The sequence below is a fragment of the Sphingopyxis sp. BSN-002 genome (assembly GCF_022024275.1).
In the GTDB taxonomy this organism is placed as follows: Bacteria; Pseudomonadota; Alphaproteobacteria; order Sphingomonadales; family Sphingomonadaceae; genus Sphingopyxis.
Window position 1 is genome coordinate 3,557,884 of the sequence record NZ_CP091804.1, and the last position, 13,463, is coordinate 3,571,346.

The 13,463-nt window shown below is 65.3% G+C and carries 17 protein-coding genes; 11 read left to right on the top strand and 6 right to left on the bottom strand.

Features of this window, described 5'->3' with window-relative positions; translation table 11 throughout:
• Positions 1 to 11: 11 nt before the first annotated feature.
• From surE to L7H23_RS17630, 4 genes are read right to left on the bottom strand one after another with little or no spacing between them, the layout of a single operon-like run.
• Positions 12 to 788 carry a 5'/3'-nucleotidase SurE gene (gene surE / locus L7H23_RS17615; protein WP_237837166.1) on the bottom strand — a complete coding sequence of 259 codons (777 nt, stop codon included), beginning with the start codon at positions 786 to 788 and terminating at the stop codon, positions 12 to 14.
• Complete coding sequence (gene serS, locus L7H23_RS17620; protein ID WP_237837167.1) at positions 788 to 2,068, bottom strand: serine--tRNA ligase; 1,281 nt, start codon at positions 2,066 to 2,068, stop codon at positions 788 to 790. Before serS ends, surE begins: the two co-directional genes overlap by 1 nt.
• Before the next feature lie 43 nt (positions 2,069 to 2,111).
• Positions 2,112 to 2,576, bottom strand: a complete 465-nt coding sequence (locus tag L7H23_RS17625; RefSeq protein WP_237837168.1) for an SRPBCC domain-containing protein — start codon at positions 2,574 to 2,576, stop codon at positions 2,112 to 2,114.
• The gene (locus L7H23_RS17630) at positions 2,573 to 2,914 is read right to left on the bottom strand and encodes a metalloregulator ArsR/SmtB family transcription factor (RefSeq protein WP_237837169.1); all 342 of its coding nucleotides are present in this window, start codon (positions 2,912 to 2,914) and stop codon (positions 2,573 to 2,575) included. Before L7H23_RS17630 ends, L7H23_RS17625 begins: the two co-directional genes overlap by 4 nt.
• 120 nt (positions 2,915 to 3,034) lie before the next feature.
• Between L7H23_RS17630 and L7H23_RS17635 the strand changes: the two genes are divergently transcribed.
• The 4 genes from L7H23_RS17635 to L7H23_RS17650 all read left to right on the top strand — a co-directional run bounded on the left by L7H23_RS17635 (position 3,035) and on the right by L7H23_RS17650 (position 5,583).
• Positions 3,035 to 3,934, top strand: coding sequence for a hypothetical protein (locus tag L7H23_RS17635; RefSeq protein ID WP_237837170.1), 900 nt, complete (start codon positions 3,035 to 3,037; stop codon positions 3,932 to 3,934).
• Positions 3,935 to 4,024: 90 nt separating this feature from the next.
• Positions 4,025 to 4,336, top strand: coding sequence for a hypothetical protein (locus L7H23_RS17640; RefSeq protein WP_237837171.1), 312 nt, complete (start codon positions 4,025 to 4,027; stop codon positions 4,334 to 4,336).
• A gap of 301 nt (positions 4,337 to 4,637) precedes the next feature.
• Positions 4,638 to 5,099: an RNA polymerase-binding protein DksA gene (gene dksA / locus L7H23_RS17645; RefSeq protein WP_237837172.1), complete on the top strand. Its 462-nt coding sequence runs from the start codon at positions 4,638 to 4,640 to the stop codon at positions 5,097 to 5,099.
• Positions 5,100 to 5,199: 100 nt separating this feature from the next.
• Positions 5,200 to 5,583: a PilZ domain-containing protein gene (locus L7H23_RS17650; protein WP_237837173.1), complete on the top strand. Its 384-nt coding sequence runs from the start codon at positions 5,200 to 5,202 to the stop codon at positions 5,581 to 5,583.
• Between the two features lie 48 nt (positions 5,584 to 5,631).
• Here L7H23_RS17650 and L7H23_RS17655 read toward each other — a convergent pair whose 3' ends face one another.
• Positions 5,632 to 5,790: a YdcH family protein gene (locus L7H23_RS17655; protein ID WP_082660315.1), complete on the bottom strand. Its 159-nt coding sequence runs from the start codon at positions 5,788 to 5,790 to the stop codon at positions 5,632 to 5,634.
• Between the two features lie 139 nt (positions 5,791 to 5,929).
• Between L7H23_RS17655 and L7H23_RS17660 the strand changes: the two genes are divergently transcribed.
• The gene (locus L7H23_RS17660; protein WP_237837174.1) at positions 5,930 to 6,127 is read left to right on the top strand and encodes a DUF465 domain-containing protein; all 198 of its coding nucleotides are present in this window, start codon (positions 5,930 to 5,932) and stop codon (positions 6,125 to 6,127) included.
• 127 nt (positions 6,128 to 6,254) lie between these two features.
• A complete protein-coding gene (locus tag L7H23_RS17665; RefSeq protein ID WP_237837175.1) occupies positions 6,255 to 6,695 on the top strand; it encodes a DUF1465 family protein in 441 nt (146 codons plus the stop codon).
• On the opposite strand, the gene L7H23_RS17670 is transcribed toward L7H23_RS17665, so the two are convergent.
• Entirely contained in the window at positions 6,692 to 7,774 is a 1,083-nt protein-coding gene (locus tag L7H23_RS17670; RefSeq protein WP_237837176.1) for a DUF2332 domain-containing protein, read from the bottom strand. The two genes, L7H23_RS17665 and L7H23_RS17670, sit on opposite strands and share 4 nt — an antisense overlap.
• 38 nt (positions 7,775 to 7,812) lie before the next feature.
• Here L7H23_RS17670 and hisG point away from each other — a divergent pair, with 38 nt between their 5' ends.
• From hisG to L7H23_RS17695, 5 genes are all read left to right on the top strand, one after another.
• On the top strand, positions 7,813 to 8,469 hold the full coding sequence (gene hisG / locus L7H23_RS17675; RefSeq protein WP_237837177.1) for an ATP phosphoribosyltransferase: 657 nt from the start codon (positions 7,813 to 7,815) through the stop codon (positions 8,467 to 8,469).
• A complete protein-coding gene (hisD, locus tag L7H23_RS17680) occupies positions 8,456 to 9,748 on the top strand; it encodes a histidinol dehydrogenase (RefSeq protein ID WP_237837178.1) in 1,293 nt (430 codons plus the stop codon). The genes hisG and hisD overlap by 14 nt, the downstream gene beginning before the upstream one ends.
• A gap of 7 nt (positions 9,749 to 9,755) precedes the next feature.
• The gene (gene nusB, locus L7H23_RS17685) at positions 9,756 to 10,202 is read left to right on the top strand and encodes a transcription antitermination factor NusB (RefSeq protein ID WP_237837179.1); all 447 of its coding nucleotides are present in this window, start codon (positions 9,756 to 9,758) and stop codon (positions 10,200 to 10,202) included.
• A 3-nt stretch (positions 10,203 to 10,205) separates the two neighbouring features.
• Positions 10,206 to 11,141 (top strand): thiamine-phosphate kinase, encoded by a 936-nt coding sequence (thiL, locus tag L7H23_RS17690; RefSeq protein ID WP_237837180.1) that lies wholly within the window; start codon positions 10,206 to 10,208, stop codon positions 11,139 to 11,141.
• 181 nt (positions 11,142 to 11,322) lie between these two features.
• Positions 11,323 to 13,440 (top strand): sodium-translocating pyrophosphatase, encoded by a 2,118-nt coding sequence (locus L7H23_RS17695; protein ID WP_237837181.1) that lies wholly within the window; start codon positions 11,323 to 11,325, stop codon positions 13,438 to 13,440.
• Positions 13,441 to 13,463 lie beyond the last annotated feature (23 nt).

The following is a 13,463-nucleotide window of genomic DNA, read 5'->3' on the forward strand; positions in this document are numbered from 1 at the left end:
AGGGATGAAAGCTAGCCGGCCTTTTCCTCCGCATAGGCGCCGCGCAGCGATGCGAGCGAGGCATCGTGTGTCAGGTCGAGCTGGAGCGGAGTGACCGAGATATGGTTGTCGTCGATCGCCTCGAGGTCGCTGTCGTGGCCGAGGCTGTGCTCGATGCCGTGGAGCCCGAACCAGTAATAGCGATAGCCGCGCGGATCGGTGCCCTCGACGATCGAGCCTCGGCCATAGTCGTGGAATCCCTGCCGCGTGACGCGGATGCCCTGCACCTCGGCGGCGGGAATCGCGGGAAAGTTGACGTTGATCAGTGTGCGCGGCGGCATCGCCATGTCGAGCAGCGGGCGTAGCACCTTCGCGCCCCAGACTTCGGCAGCCTCGAAGGGGACGCTGTCGCCCATGCCTTCCTTTGCATAAACCTGGCTGAGCGCGATCGAGCGGATGCCGGCAAGCGCGCCCTCGATCGCCGCCGATACGGTGCCCGAATAGGTGATGTCGTCGCCGAGATTCGCACCGCGATTGACGCCCGACAGGATCAGGTCGGGCTTTTCGGGCATCAGCTTGCCGATCGCCATCATCACCGAATCGGTCGGCGTGCCGCTGCACGACCAGCGCCGCTCGCCATGCTGACGGATGCGCACCGGGCGCGAGAGGGTGAGCGAGTGGCCGGCGCCCGACTGTTCCTCGGCGGGTGCGCAGACCCAGATATCGTCCGAAAGCTCGCGCGCGATCGCTTCGAGCACGGCCATGCCGGGGGCGTGATAGCCGTCGTCGTTGGTAAGCAGGATGCGCATCAGGCCGCGGGTTCCAGTTTCGTGATGCCGCCCATATAGGGCAGCAAGGCGGCCGGGATCGTGACGCTGCCGTCGGCCTGCTGATAATTCTCGAGGATCGCGACCAGCGTTCGACCCACTGCCAAACCCGATCCGTTCAGCGTGTGGACGAACTCGTTGCCCTTTGCCTCTTCGCGGCGGAAACGCGTGTTCATGCGGCGCGCTTGGAAGTCGCCGCAGTTCGAGCAGCTCGAAATCTCCCGGTAGCTGTCCTGTCCCGGCAGCCAGACTTCGAGGTCGTAGGTCTTGCGTGCGGCAAAGCCCATGTCGCCGCTGCACAGCAACATCTTGCGATAGGGAAGTTCGAGGGCTTCCAGTATCTTCTCGGCGGCTCTTGTCTTGCGTTCGAGTTCGGCATCGCTGTCCTCGGGACGGACGATCGAAACGAGCTCGACCTTCCAGAACTGGTGCTGGCGTATATAACCGCGCGTGTCGCGACCAGCCGAGCCGGCTTCGGAACGGAAGCAGGGGGTGAGCGCGGTCATCCGGATCGGCAGCTCGCCCTCGGGCAGGATTTCCTCGCGCACCGCATTGGTCAGGCTCATCTCGGAGGTCGAGATGAGCCAGCGCCCGTCGGTGGTCTGAAACAGGTCCTCGCGGAATTTCGGCAGCTGGGTTGTGCCGAACGCGGCTTCATCGCGGACCATCAACGGCGTCGCGCATTCGACATAGCCGGGCTCGCCGGTCTGCATGTCGAGCATGAACTGGCCGATCGCGCGTTCGAGCCGCGCCATCTGGCCTTTCAGGAAGGCGAAGCGTGCGCCCGACATTTTTGCTGCGGTCTCGAAGTCGAGACCGAGCGCCGGAGCGAAATCGGCATGCTCCTGCGGAGTGAAGTCGAACGTCCGCGGGGTTCCCCAGCGCGAAATCTCGACATTGCCTTCCTCATCCTCGCCATCGGGAACGTCGGCGGCCGGAATGTTCGGGAGCGCGGCAAGGATGTCCTGCAACGCGGCGAGTTGTTCGCGTTCGGCCTCTTCCTTTGCGGGAAGGCTGGCCTTGAGCCCGGCGACCTCGGCCTTCAGCGCTTCGGCCTTGTCCTTGTCGCCCTGCGCCATCGCCCGGCCGATCAGTTTCGAGGCTTCGTTCCGGCGCGCGAGCGAGCCCTGAATCTCGGTCTGCAGGGCGCGAAGCGATGCGTCTGCCGCCACAATTTGTGCGGACAGGGGGGCGAGGCCACGGCGCGCGAGGCCAGCGTCGAATGCTTCGGGATTATCCCGGATCAGGCGGATATCGTGCATGCGCCGCGCTATGGCGGGGCCGCCCGCGCGGCGCAAGCCCGGTTTAGCGTTCGACGAGCCTGGCGAGCTGGCCGATCGCGGTACCCCAGCCCTCGTAAAAGCCCATCTCGTCATGCTTGGCGCTGTCCTCGGGGCTCTTGTGCAGCACCCGCGCTGCATAGAGCGTGCCGCCCTCCTGTGGTTCGAAGGTCAGGATCGCGGTCAGCGCGAGCCAGGGTTCGACGGGCTGCCAGCCTTCGGTCATCACCGTCGTGAAAACCAGTTTCCGCTCGGGGATCGCTTCGAGGAAACAGCCGTCGACATGTGGCTGAAAGTCGGCCGCGCCTTCCTCGCGCATCCGCGTGACGAAGCCGCCGCCGGGGCGCAGGTCGAGCGTGTCGACGCGGCATTCGATCGGCGCGGGAATCCACCACTGTGCCAGTTTCACTGGATCGCTCCAGGCATCCCATACCACCGCGGGCGATGCCTTGATCAGGCGGGAGATATTGAGTTCGGTTTCGTTGCTCACGGCTTTTTCTCCTGAGGGTTTTGCGATTCGACGAAGGCGGCGAGCCGGTCGGTCCGGCCGGCCCAGACCGCGCGTTGCTCTGCAAGCCATCCCTCGGCGGCGGCGAGCCGTTCTTCGTTGATATGGCAAGTTCGCACGCGGCCCTGTTTTTCGGACCGGATCAGCCCCGAACCTTCGAGCACCGTCAGATGTTTCAGAAAGGCGGGGAGGCCCATTTCGAAGGGCTCGGCGAGCCGCGTCACCGGGGCGGGGCTTTTGAGGAGGCGGCTGATCACCGCGCGCCGTGTCGGATCGGCGAGCGCGTGAAAGACCGTGTCGAGGCTGTGTTGGTTCACCATGTGGAGAACTATAGTAAATAGTTTACCGGTTGGCAAACTAAATGATCGCGCACATGAAAAGAGGGCCGCCCCGAAGAGCGGCCCTCAGTAAGGTGGTCGGGTTAGCCCCCCCAACCGCCAGTGGATCCGGTTTACGCCGCGTTGGCGTTGTCGTCGTTGCGGTTCGCTGCGCGGCGGCGCGCGACGAGCGCGGCGGCCGCTGCGCCGAAGAGGATCATCATCGGCGGCGCCGGCACGGGGGTCGGATCGCCCGACGAGCCGCCGTGGCTGCTGCTGCCGTTCGAGCTCGACGACGAGGACGAGGACGACGAGCTGCTGCTCGACGACGAAGAGGACGAGCTGCTCGACGAAGCGCCGAAGCTGCTGCTCGTGCTGGTCGCGCCCGACGAGGTGCTCGACGACGAAGAAGACGAGCTGCTCGACGAGGAGGACGAGCTGCTGCTCGAGCTGCCGCCCTTCGACGAACTGCCCCAGCCCGACGAACCCTTCGAGGAACTGCCCCAGCCCGAGCTGCCATGGCCGTGCGAGCTGCCACCCTTCGACGAGCTGCCGCCGCCCGACGAGGACGAACTCGACGAGGAGGAGGATGAAGACGATGACGAGCTCGAAGACGAGCTGCTGCTCGACGACGAGGTGCTGACCCCGCCGGTCGAGGTCGAAACATTGCCCGACGAGGTGCTGACGTTACCCGACGAGGTCGAGACGTTGCCCGAAGAGGTGCTGACGCCGCCGGTCGACGTCGAAACGCCGCCCGTCGAGGTGCTGACACCGCCCGTGGAGGTCGAAACCCCGCCGGTCGAGGTCGAGACGCCGCCCGAAGTCGAGCTGGTCGAGGTCGAAACGCCGCCCGTGGTGGTCGAGGTCACGACGACGCTGCCGCTGCTGCCGCCCGAGCTGCCGCCAAAGAAGCCGCCGAAAAAGCCGCCGCCGAAGCCGCCGCCAAAGCCGCCGCCGATCACGGTCACGCCGCTGCCGCCACCGCCGCCACCTTCCCAGCCGCGCTGCGGGAAGGGCGCGTAGGGAATCGGGGGCAGGGGGATCGTTTGCGTAACGACCTGGGTTTGCGGGGTCGCGGTACGGATCACGCGCTTCGTCGTGACGACGCGGCGGATGCGCTTCACCGGCTTCTTTGCCGCGTGGCGCTTGCGTACGACCTTCTTGGTGCCGCAGGGCTTGCAGGACTGCACCGTCGACGCCCGCGCCTTCGGCACGTCGGCGATCTGCATCGCGCCGCTACCGATCAGCGCGCCGCCGCAGGTGCAGGCACAAAGCTTGGCGAGGGCCATCCTGACAGACATATGTTTTCTCTCTCTTTTCCCGTTGCAGATGCGGCAGGGACTTCCTGTTGCACCTCCGCTAGAGCCAAATGGCCAAAGCTTTGTGAACGCGTCCATTGCGTTAACTGCGTTTGCCTGTCCGTGATCGGGAAAAGGTGGCCAGAATCAACAAAAATCGGCGTAACTGTCCCAAATCAGTACGAAAATGCGTTCAATTCGGCCCCATTGGTTAATCCGGCGCATTGCCGGAGCGGTCCGTCCCGCCATTTCGATAGGCGAGAATCGCCCCGGCGGCCGCCCGGTTCAGCTTTGCTTCACGCCGCTGCGACTAGCTGCAGCCTTCGGCGCTTGTATCGGTCATTGCGGCTGGCTATAGGCCCGGCGCATTCCCCTGGTCCGTTCGTTCCGGGCGGCGAGGTGACAGGAAAGGACGCAAGAAGTCTTTTATGCCAACCCAGATTGCCGATGTTGGCGCCGACGCGCTCCTTGAAGCCAAATCGAACCTCGATTCGGACTATGTCCCCAGCGACGACGAAGAGTTTATGAACGAGCGGCAGCAGGATTATTTCCGCGGCCTGCTGCTCGCATGGAAGAAGTCGATCCTTTCCGAATCCGAATCGACGCTCGCCCATCTTCAGGACGGGCCGCTTCGCGAACCCGATCTTGCCGATCGCGCGTCGAGCGAAACGGACTGGGCAATCGAACTTCGGACCCGCGACCGCCAGCGCAAGCTGATCGCGAAGATCGATTCGGCGATCCGCCGCATCGACGAAGGTGAATATGGCTATTGCGCGGTGACCGGCGAGCCGATCTCGCTCGCGCGGCTCCAGGCCCGCCCGATCGCGACGATGACGCTGGAGGCGCAGGAGCGTCACGAGCGCAACGAGCGGATTTCCCGCGAAGACTGAATTGCCCCGCGCCGGGACATAGGCGCGCTTCCATTTACGTTTCCGCAAGGGCTGCAATCTAGATTCGCGGCCCGACACTCAACGCGGGGAACAGGTCGCAATGGAATCGCGCGTACCGACATCGGTGGATGAAGAAGTGGCGTCGCTGTCGCGCAGCGCCGACCGCGACAGCCTGTTCATGCAAGCCAATGTGCTGATCCCGGGACAGCAGGGTCCCGTGACCGTGCGCGTGCGCAACCTGTCGCCCGGCGGCATGCTTGCGGAAGCCGCGGTGCGCGGGCTGGCGCAGGGCGTAACCTTGGAGGTCGAACTGCGGAACGTGGGCTTCGTGCCGGGGCGTGTCGTCTGGGTCGGCGAGGGGAAATTCGGGATCGCGTTCGACCACTCGGTCGATCCGCAGGCGGTTCGCCGTCAGGTCGTCCGGAAGATGGAAGTGCCGCCGCATATCTCGGCGCTGAATGGACCTCTCTACCGCCGGCGCTGAGGCGCTTTTTGCAAGCGGGTCAGCGGGGCGGTAGCGGTCAGGCGACGGTCAGGCGGTCGCGGCCATTTCTTCCTTGATACGCAGTTTCTGCTTCTTCATCTGCGCCACCAACCCGGTATCGGGGCAGGGGCGGCGCTCTTCATTCGCAATTTTCTCGTCGAGGTCCGCGTGACGGGACTTCAGGGCGGAAAGGTGCGACGTGGTCATTGGCCATTCTCCTTTTCGACTCGTCTTGGGGAGAGGGAGTAAAACACGAATCGGGCGCGATGTCGTGACGATTCGGCCAGCCGGTCGCGGCTCCGGACAGCCCGTTGCAGACCGCATCCGATCGTGGCAGGAGACGGGGGTGAGCCCCGAAGAAATCTCCCAACGACTGGAACTGCTTCGCCTCGAGCATCGCGATCTCGACGCGGCGATCATCGCGCTCGGCGAGGCCGGGATTCCCGACCAGTTGCAGCTTGCCCGCATGAAGAAGCGCAAGCTCCGCCTTCGCGACGAGATCGCCTGGTGCGAGGACCAGATCGTTCCGGACATTATCGCCTGATTCAAAACGGCCTGATTCAAAACGGGACGCCGCGCGCTCCTTATTTCATGGTTACCGTCATTGCGGCCGGGGTTCGAGCCATGGCATCCCGCTGATCATGGTGACGGGTCGAACAGCCAGTGATGCGATGAGCCTTCCGGTGCAGCGCGCCCAGGTCGAAAATCTGTATGTCGAGGCAATGCTGCTCGCCGACGAGGCGCATGCCGCCTTTGCGGCGCAGCGCGACCTCGGCAGCGTACGCAGCGATGCGCTGCTGCAGGTGAGTCTCGCCTGCGAATCGCTGAAGACGACGACGCGGCTGATGCACATCATCGCGTGGCTGCTCCATCGCAGGGCGATGATCGCCGGCGATCCCTTTGCCGGCCCGGACGACAGCGCAGCGCGTATCGGCGAACCGGTAGCGGTCGACTGGGACATCTGTGCGCGCTTCGAGGCGCCGCTGCGCCGGATCGTCGCCGCGAGCGAGCGGCTTTTCGAACGTATCGCGACGCTGGAAGCCGGTTGGGAAGCGCCGCGCGCCGCAACGCCCGTGCAGGCGCTGCTCGCGCGGCTGGAAGCCAGCCTCTAGCTTCCCATCCACTCGACCCATGCGCCATGCGCGTGCGCGCGGCCGAGCATTCGCGACGCTTCGCCGCCGGGCCAGTAGCGGACAACCAGTTCGTGCTGATGCACCGTCCGGTTGGCCTCCAGCGCGATCCACGCGAGGGGCCGGTCGGGCGTGGCTTCGGCGCCGGCCTCTTCCATCGCGGTCGTCACCCGTATCTGCTGGTCCTCGGGTACATATTGCCAGACGATCGAGTGCATCAGCACGCGCGTGGTGCCTTTCGCCTGCGGCTTCTTCAGCGCGGCCTCGACGAAATCGGCGGCATTGGCGCGAACGATGTCCGGCTTCTTCACCGTCGCGGCTGCGATCGCGGCCTCCATCCGTTCGAAGCGGACGGTGTGTTCGGGCCAGATATAGGCCTTGAGCCGCAGCGCCTGCGCCGGATCGGTCAGGTCGACCGGCCCGACGTCGCAGCCCTTGAGGCCGGTGAAGTCGATCCTGTGCTGCGGCGGATGGTTGCCGCGCCATTCGGGGGTAAAGGCCATCACGCCGGGTTCGGGCCCCACCTGGACCCCGCCGAGATCGTAATGATAGCGGTCGATCATCAGGTTGATCCCGGCGCTCGATCCGATCTCGAGACAGTCGAAATGCGGTGGCAGGCCTTGTTCGGTCAGCCATAGCATTGCGGCGATGAAGTTCGACGAACGGCCCGCTTCGTTGGTCTGTGGCGGCCCGTCGAGCCACGGAAGCAGCGCGGCTTCGTGGCCTGCGACGACGCCGGCAACGATCGTGGCGTCGTTGATATCGTCGGCGTCGGCATAGATCGGGGCGAGTGCGGGCGATTTCCCCGACAGGTGCAGCGCATGCAGTCCGCCGGCCGCACGGAGCGGCAAGGCGTCGGCGAGCGGCGGTCCCTGCCAGTCGGCAATGCGCCGTGCAAATTCTGTCGCGGGCTTGTCGAGCAGCGTGCCGAGCGCCGCGACGATCCGCGCGGTCACCGGCGCGTCGTTGGCGCGGCAATAGGCGACCTGGTTGGCAAAGGCGGTGCGGACCGCAGCCGCACCGGTCTCGGCCATATCGACCAGCTTATACGGCTCGCTCATTGCCCTTTCTCCCGTCGCCGCTTATGGGCGCGGTGCTTATGCCCGAACCGATCATCTTTGCCATCCCGAAAGGACGCATCCTCGACGAGGCGCTGCCCCTGCTCGCGCGCGTCGGCATCGAACCTGCGGCGGACTTTTTCGACAAGAGCAGCCGTGCGCTCGTCTTCGCGACGAACCAGCCGCATATTTCGCTGATCCGCGTCCGCGCATTCGACGTCGCGACTTTCGTCGCGCACGGGGCAGCGCAGCTCGGGATCGTCGGGTCGGACGTCGTCGACGAGTTCGACTATTCGGAACTCTATGCGCCGGTCGACCTTGGCATCGGCCATTGCCGGCTGTCGCTTGCGGGTCCCGAAGGCACCGAGCCGCCGGGGATCGGCGAAAGCCATATCCGCGTCGCGACCAAATATCCCGCGACGACGCGCCGCTGGTTCGAAGGGCAGGGAATCCAGGCAGAGTGCATCAAGCTGAACGGTGCGATGGAGATCGCGCCCAAGCTCGGCCTCGCGTCGCACATCGTCGATCTGGTCTCGACGGGGCGGACACTCGTCGAAAATGCGCTCGCCGAGCAGAAGGTGATCAGCGAGGTTTCGGCGCGGCTGATCGTCAACCGCGCAGCATTCAAGCTGCGCTCGGCCGAAGTGCCGGCGCTGGTCGAAAAATTTCGCGAGGCCGCAGCCGATGCGGCGGCTTGACACCTCCGATCCGGGCTTTGCCGCAGAGTTCGACGCGCTGGTCAACGACCGGCGCGAGAGCGATTCCGACGTGTCCGCGGACGTCGCGGCGATCATCGCGCGGGTGAAGGCAGAGGGCGACGTCGCGCTCGCCGACTATACTGCAAAGTTCGACCGCTTCGATCTCGACGCCAGCGGCTGGAGCATCTCGAAGGACGAGTGTGCCGCCGCCTATGACAGCCTCGCGCCCGATCTGCGCGCCGCGCTCGACCTCGCGGCCGAGCGCATCCGCGCCTATCATGCGGCGCAGCTTCCCGAGGATCGCGATTATCGCGACGCTGCCGGTGCGCGTCTCGGCGCGCGTTGGCGCCCGGTTGATGCGGCGGGGGTCTATGTGCCCGGCGGACGCGCTGCCTATCCCTCGTCGGTACTGATGAACATCATCCCCGCAAAGGTCGCGGGGGTCGAGCGTATCGTGATGATGACCCCGACGCCCGACGGCGAGACCAATCCGGTCGTGATGGCTGCTGCGCACATCGGCGGGGTCGATGAAATCTGGCGCGTCGGCGGCGCGCAGGCGGTGGCGGCGCTCGCCTATGGCACCGACCGGATCGCGCCGGTCGACGTTGTTACCGGACCCGGCAACGCGTGGGTCGCCGAGGCGAAGCGGCAGGTCTATGGCGTCGTCGGCATCGATATGGTCGCCGGGCCGAGCGAGATCGTCGTCGTCGCGGACAACAGGAACAAGCCGCATGTCATCGCCGCCGACCTGCTGAGCCAGGCCGAGCATGACCCGACGAGCCAGTCGATCCTGTTCACCGATGACGGTGATTTCGCCGATGAAGTCGCGGCGGCGGTCGCTTACCTGATCCCGACACTGAACACGGCGTCGACGATGCAGGAAAGCTGGGCCGACAATGGCGCGGTAATCGTCGTGCCGACGCTCGCCGACGCGATCCCGCTCTGCGACCGGCTGGCGCCCGAACATCTCGAACTCGCAGTCGACCCCGCCGAAGCCGACGCGCTCTTTGCGAAGGTCCGCCATGCGGGGTCGGTCTTCCTCGGCCGCCAGACCCCGGAAGCGATCGGCGACTATGTCGCGGGTCCGAACCATGTCCTTCCCACCGGACGCCGCGCGCGCTTTTCGAGCGGGCTGTCGGTCGCCGATTTCATGAAGCGGACCAGCTTCCTCGCACTCGACGAGGCGAGCCTTGCCGCCATCGGCCCGGCCGCCGTCGCCCTTGCGGGGGCCGAGGGGCTTCCCGCGCACGCGCTCAGCGTCCAGAACAGACTGAAGTAGAAATGCCATGAACAAACGCGCCCAATCCCGTTCCGCCGCCCGCCTTGCCGCCGTACAGGCGCTCTATCAGCACGAGATGGAGGGGACGCCGGTCACCCGGTTGATCCACGAATTTCACCAGCATCGTATCGGCGCGATCATCGAGGACGCCGAATATGCCGACGCCGACACGCCCTTCTTCGACGACATCGTGAAGGGTGCGCTGGCGCGGGCAGACGAGGTCGATGCGGCGATCACCGCGAAGCTCGCCAGCGGCTGGACGATGGACCGGCTCGATCGCACGATGAAGGCGATCCTGCGTGCTGGCACCTATGAACTGCTTGCGCGAAGCGACGTGCCAGTAGGCGCAGTGGTCAGCGAATATGTCGACGTCGCGAAGGCCTTTTTCGATGCCCGCGAGGCAGGGTTTGCGAACGGCCTGCTCGATGCGATCGGCAAGGACGTCCGGAAGTAAGCGATGAGCGGCGAGGCAGCCTTCATCGAACGGCTGCGGCAGATCGCCACCGACCCTGCCGCGCGTGGGCTCGCCGATGACGCAGCGGTGCTCGGCGATCTCGTTCTCACGCACGATATGATCGTCGAGGGCATTCACTTCCTGCCCGACGAGCGGCCGCAGGATGTGGCATGGAAGCTTGTGGCAGTGAACCTGTCCGACCTCGCCGCCAAGGGCGCAGTGCCGACCGGCGTGTTGCTCGGCTACAGCCTGACGGGCGACGAAGAGTGGGACGCGGCATTCGCGCACGGCCTGGACGAAGTGCTGCGTCGCTATGAGGTCGCGTTGCTCGGCGGCGATACCGTCGGCATACCGGTCGGCGCGCCGCGGACGTTCGGGCTCACTGCAATCGGTAAGGCTCCCGCGACTGGTGCTCCGGCGCGCAGCGGTGTCCGGCCGGGCGATCAGATATGGGTCACCGGCACGATCGGCAACGCCGGCGTGGGTCTCGCGATGAGGCTTGGCGAGATCGATCCGAACGAGACGTGTCTCGCCGCCTATCGTCGTCCGCAGCCGCAGCTCGATTTCGGGCAAGCCGTCGCACCGCATGTCCATGCGATGATGGATGTCTCCGATGGCCTGCTGATCGACGCCGAACGCATGGCATCGGCGAGCGGCTGCGATATCACGCTGATGATGGAGACGGTGCCGCTTTCGGCGGCGCTGCTCGCGGTACGTCCCGATGTGCTCGATACGCGGCTTGCGGCCGCGACCGCCGGGGACGATTACCAGTTGCTGTTTGCTGCCGATCCCGGTGCCGCCGAGGCAATTCGCGCGGCGGCCGCCACGGCGGGCGTCGCGGTGACGATGATCGGTCATGCGGGAGTAGGCGAGGGAATCACGCTCGTCCACAAGGCGCAGCGCATCGCGCTGCCCGAGCGTCTCGGTTTCACACATTAACCCTTGGAAGCCCGGAAAATTGCCGAAAGTGCGGGCTTGCCCTTGGCTTTCTTTCTTCCCATAACGCGGCGTCCAATTTGGGGCGGTCGCATCAGGGGAGAGAGCGAACCGGCATCAATAAGTCGGACGTTCGACTGCTATCTCTGCGTTCGCCCTTCTCATGGGGAAGGAATAGACACGCATGAATCCGGTTTTGATCGCGATAGGGTGTGGCCTGCTGGCCGTGCTCTATGGGTTCATTACCTCGCGGCAGGTGCTCGGTGCATCGGCGGGTAATGAGAAAATGCAGGAAATCGCCGCCGCCATCCAGGAAGGCGCGAAGGCCTATCTGGGCCGCCAATATCGCACCATCGCCATCGTCGGCGTCGTTGTCGCAATCCTCGTCGGGGTCTTCCTCGGCAAGATTTCGGCGATCGGCTTCGTCATCGGCGCGGTCCTTTCGGGTGTTGCCGGCTTCGTCGGCATGAACATCTCGGTGAAAGCCAACGTCCGCACCGCGGCCGCTGCGCAGACCGGGCTGCAGGCAGGCCTCACCATGGCGTTCCGCGCCGGCGCGATCACCGGCCTGCTGGTGGCGGGCCTTGCGCTACTCGCGATCTCGGTCTTCTTCTGGTATCTGATCGGCCCCGGTGGTTATACCGTTGGCGGCGATGACCGCACCGTGGTCGACGCGCTCGTCGCGCTTGCCTTCGGCGCCTCGCTCATCTCGATCTTCGCGCGTCTCGGCGGCGGTATCTTTACCAAGGCCGCCGACGTCGGCGCCGACCTGGTCGGCAAGGTCGAGGCCGGGATTCCCGAAGATGATCCGCGCAACCCTGCGGTGATCGCCGATAACGTCGGTGACAACGTCGGCGACTGCGCCGGCATGGCCGCCGACTTGTTCGAAACCTATGTCGTCACCGTCGGCGCCACCATGGTGCTGATCGCGCTGCTGATGAAGAGCGCGGGCGACATGCTGCTCCCGCTGATGAGCCTGCCGCTGCTGATGGGCGGCGTCTGCATCATCACTTCGATTGTCGGCACCTATTTCGTCCGTCTTGGCGGCGGAAAGAACGTCATGGGCGCGATGTACAAGGGCTTCCTGATGACCGCGGTCCTGTCGGTCCCGGCGATCTGGTTCTCGACCAGCTATGTGCTGGGCGGCGACATGAAGGCCGATGTAACGGGGCAGACCTTCAACGGCACGGACCTGTTCCTGTGCTCGCTGCTCGGGCTTGTCATCACCGGGCTGATCATCTGGATCACCGAATATTACACCGGCACCAATTATCGTCCGGTGCGGTCGATCGCCAAGGCATCGGAAACCGGCCACGGCACCAACGTCATCCAGGGTCTGGCCATCAGCCTTGAATCGACCGCGGCACCGACGTTGGTGATCTGTGCCGGCATTATCGCCGCGTTCCAGATCGCCGGCATCGTCGGCATCGCCTTTGCGGCGACCGCAATGCTCGCGCTCGCAGGCATGGTCGTTGCGCTCGACGCATATGGTCCTGTCACCGACAACGCCGGCGGCATTGCCGAAATGGCGGGTCTCGATGATTCGGTTCGCGAAAAGACCGATCTGCTCGACGCAGTGGGCAACACGACGAAGGCGGTCACGAAGGGCTATGCGATCGGTTCGGCGGGTCTCGCGGCACTGGTGCTGTTCGGCACTTATACGGCTGACATCACTGAATATTCGGCGAAGCTCGGGCTGACCGAACCGCTGACCTTCTCGCTGTCGTCGCCGTACGTCATCGTCGGTCTGCTGCTCGGCGCGCTGCTGCCGTATCTGTTCGGGGCGTTCGGCATGACCGCGGTGGGCCGCGCGGCGGGCGAGGTCGTCAAGGATGTTCGCGAGCAGTTCAAGAACAACCCGGGCATCATGACCTATGAGAGCAAGCCCGACTATGCGCGCACGGTCGACCTGGTCACCAAGGCGGCGATCAAGGAAATGATCGTTCCGTCGCTGCTGCCGGTGCTCGCGCCGATCGTGGTGTTCCTGGTGATCCGCGGCGTTGCCGGTTCGGCTGCGGCGCTCGAGGCGCTCGGCGCCCTCCTGCTCGGCGTGATCGTCGGCGGGCTGTTCGTCGCCATCTCGATGACCTCGGGCGGCGGCGCATGGGACAATGCCAAGAAATATATCGAAGACGGCAACCACGGCGGCAAGGGCAGCGAAGCCCATAAAGCCGCGGTCACCGGCGACACTGTCGGCGATCCGTACAAGGATACCGCGGGTCCGGCGGTCAACCCGATGATCAAGATCACCAATATCGTGGCGATCCTGCTCCTCGCGGCGCTGGCGCACGGCGCGGTCTGATCCGCGCCGCCTGCGGGCAAAAG